Source organism: Streptomyces sp. UH6, assembly GCF_013421635.1.
GTDB classification, from domain to species: Bacteria; Actinomycetota; Actinomycetes; order Streptomycetales; family Streptomycetaceae; genus Streptomyces; species Streptomyces abyssomicinicus.
The window spans coordinates 1-1,458 of sequence record NZ_JACADT010001222.1 but is presented as its reverse complement, the minus strand read 5'-3'; the positions used below and the strand labels follow the sequence as shown (position 1 = coordinate 1,458).

The following is a 1,458-nucleotide window of genomic DNA, read 5'->3' as shown; positions in this document are numbered from 1 at the left end:
AGCTCCTCCAGGGTGGGCGGGTGGCTGACCAGGCTGCGGACGCCTGCCTCGCCGAGGACACGCACGGCGGCGTCGAGCCGCCCGCCGTCCACCGCGAAGCGGACCCGGGCCCCGTCGGCGGTGACGTCGTGCACGCCGGGCAGCGCCTCCAGGCCGGCGACCGGCCGTTCGGTCTCGGCCTCGACGGTGGTGCGGGTGAGGTGGCGCATCTCGGCGAGGGTGCCGGACTGGACGGTCCGGCCGCGCCGGATGATCGAGACGCGGTCGGCCAGCTTCTCCACCTGGGCCAGGATGTGGCTGGAGAGCAGCACCGTCCGCCCGGCCTCCTTGGCCTCGCGGACCACGTCCTGGAAGACGACCTCCATCAGCGGGTCCAGACCCGAGGTCGGCTCGTCGAGGAGCAGCAGCTCGGCGTCGGAGGCGAGCGCGGCGACGATGGCGACCTTCTGCCGGTTGCCCTTGGAGTAGGCCCGGCCCTTCTTGCGCGGGTCCAGGTCGAACCGGTCGATCAGCTCGTCCCTGCGGCGCCGGTCGATGCCGCCGCGCAGCCGCGACAGCAGGTCGATGGCCTCGCCACCGCTGAGGTTGGGCCACAGCTCGACGTCACCGGGCACGTAGGCGAGTCGCCGGTGCACCTCGACGGCCCGGCCCCACGGATCCAGACCGAGGACCCGGGCGGCGCCGGCGTCGGAGCGCATCAGGCCGAGCAGTACGCGGAGGGTGGTCGACTTGCCGGCCCCGTTGGGGCCGAGGAAGCCGTGCACCTCCCCGGTGCGGACGGACAGGTCGAGTCCGTCGAGGGCGCGGGTGGCGCCGAACGACTTCTGGAGTCCGGAGACCTCGATCGCGAGGGGTTCCTGCGTCATGCTTCTGAAATTACGCTTCCTTCAGAAAGTTGTGAAGTTAAGGAAACGTATAAACTCGGAGACCCACGGAGGAGAGAGGTTGCGCATGACGGAGGCCGGGTCGTCCGCGAAGGAACGGGACGCCGAGGCGGTGTCGCGGTTCGTGGAGCTCTTCGCGGGCCAGCTGACCGACGCCGGCATGGCCCGGATGCCCGCCCGGGTCTTCGCCGCGCTGCTCGCCTCCGACGACGGTGTCCTCACCTCGGCGGAGCTGGGCGAACAGCTCAGGATCAGCCCGGCGGCGGTCTCCGGCGCGGTGCGCTACCTCTCCCAGACGCACCTGGTCTCCCGCGAGCGCGAGCCCGGCTCGCGCCGGGAGCGGTACCGGGTCCACAGCGACCAGTGGTACGAGGCGATCACCAACCGCGAGGCCCTGCTCCGCCGCTGGCAGGCGGCGATCCGCGAGGGCGTCGGCGCCGTGAGCCCCGGCTCCCCGGCCGAGCAACGGCTGCGGGAGACCCTGGAGTTCTTCGAGTTCATCGAGGTCGAGCTGACCGAGATGATGTCGCGGTGGCGGAAGAAGCGGGAGTCGGCGGACGGGGCGTGACGGGCG

Annotated in this window: 2 protein-coding genes; one reads left to right on the top strand and one right to left on the bottom strand. The window is 71.9% G+C overall.

Annotation, left to right across the window (positions count from 1 at the left end):
- Positions 1-866: ABC transporter ATP-binding protein (locus tag HW445_RS30770; protein ID WP_180224073.1), on the bottom strand; the 866-nt coding region annotated here is incomplete at its 3' end.
- 85 nt (positions 867-951) lie between these two features.
- Here HW445_RS30770 and HW445_RS30765 point away from each other — a divergent pair.
- A complete protein-coding gene (locus tag HW445_RS30765) occupies positions 952-1,452 on the top strand; it encodes a GbsR/MarR family transcriptional regulator (protein WP_180224072.1) in 501 nt (166 codons plus the stop codon).
- The last annotated feature ends 6 nt before the right edge of the window (positions 1,453-1,458 follow it).